Below are 1,043 nucleotides of genomic sequence, written 5' to 3' on the forward strand. Positions count from 1 at the left end.
CCGCAGCAGGGCCCGCTGTCCCGGTCCCGGGGTGACGGCGGGGCGGCCGGGCATGGTGAGCAGGTCGGCGACCCGGCCCGCGGGGAAGGGCCGGGCCGTTTCCGGGGTCAGCAGGTAGTGGCCCGCGCCGAGCCGGCGCAGGGTGTGCCGCGGTCCGTCGGGCTCGTCGTCCAGGGCGGTGGCGACCCGGTCCTCGTGCGGGGCTCCGAAGAGCTCCAGCAGGGGCGGGTGGCCGTCGGGGGACGTCCCGGGAGCCACGGTCACGACCGAGGCGGGGGCGGTGGAGAGGTCGTCGGTCAACGGTCCGTCGGGCCGTGGCCCTCCTCCTCCCCGCGGTCGCCGGTCCGGATGCTCCGCCGTGCAGGCGTTACGGCAAACGGTAGGCGTACCACCGGTAAGGTGTCCGGTTCCTCCAGTGAGTCTGGAGCGTGGCAGGGGAGCATCTACAGGGAGGCGAGGCGTCCCCGGGCGCCGGCGGTCACCGCCGCAGCAGTTCCTCCATCGCGGCGGTCAGTCCGCCGTCGACGCCGCCGGGAGGATGCGGGCCGCTCCAGGGCCGGGTGCCGTGCGGCGTGTCCTGGTAGGCGGCGCTCAGCACGTACCCGTCGAGGACGGTGTGGGTGGCGAGGACCCAGTCGCCGTGCCGGAAGAGGCCGCCGTCCGGCGGGGGGCCGACGCCCTGGCCGCCGAAGCCGAAGGTGGTGAAGTCCAGGCGCAGGCCCTGTCCGAGGGCCTTGCTGTAGGCCTCCTTGAGGGTCCACAGCCGCAGCAGCGCGTCCTTGCGCGGCCGCGGCGGCAGCTGGGCGAGGGCGCGCAGTTCACCGGGGGTGCAGGCCTGGGCGCTCAGCAGGCCGACGTCGGTGCGCCGGTCCAGCGGTTCGAGGTCGACGCCCACCCGGCCGCCGGAGGAGAGCGCGACCACGATGACGTCCGCGGTGTGCGACAGGCTGACCTCCAGGTCGCATCCCGGCAGGTACGGGCGGCCGCCGATGCGGTGGCCGAGCTCGACGGTGCGCGGGTCGAGGCCCAGGACGGCGGCGGCG

The 1,043-nt window shown here is 75.9% G+C and carries 2 protein-coding genes; both read right to left on the reverse strand.

What is annotated here, in order from left to right:
• Nucleotides 1-300, reverse strand: a 300-nt coding sequence (locus HW445_RS32375; RefSeq protein WP_180224309.1) for a hypothetical protein, incomplete at its 3' end; no start/stop codon positions are given.
• Nucleotides 301-478: 178 nt separating this feature from the next.
• Nucleotides 479-1,043 (reverse strand): 4'-phosphopantetheinyl transferase superfamily protein (locus HW445_RS32380; protein ID WP_180224310.1); only part of this gene is annotated, 565 nt, incomplete at its 5' end.

This window comes from Streptomyces sp. UH6 (assembly GCF_013421635.1).
GTDB classification, from domain to species: domain Bacteria; phylum Actinomycetota; class Actinomycetes; order Streptomycetales; family Streptomycetaceae; genus Streptomyces; species Streptomyces abyssomicinicus.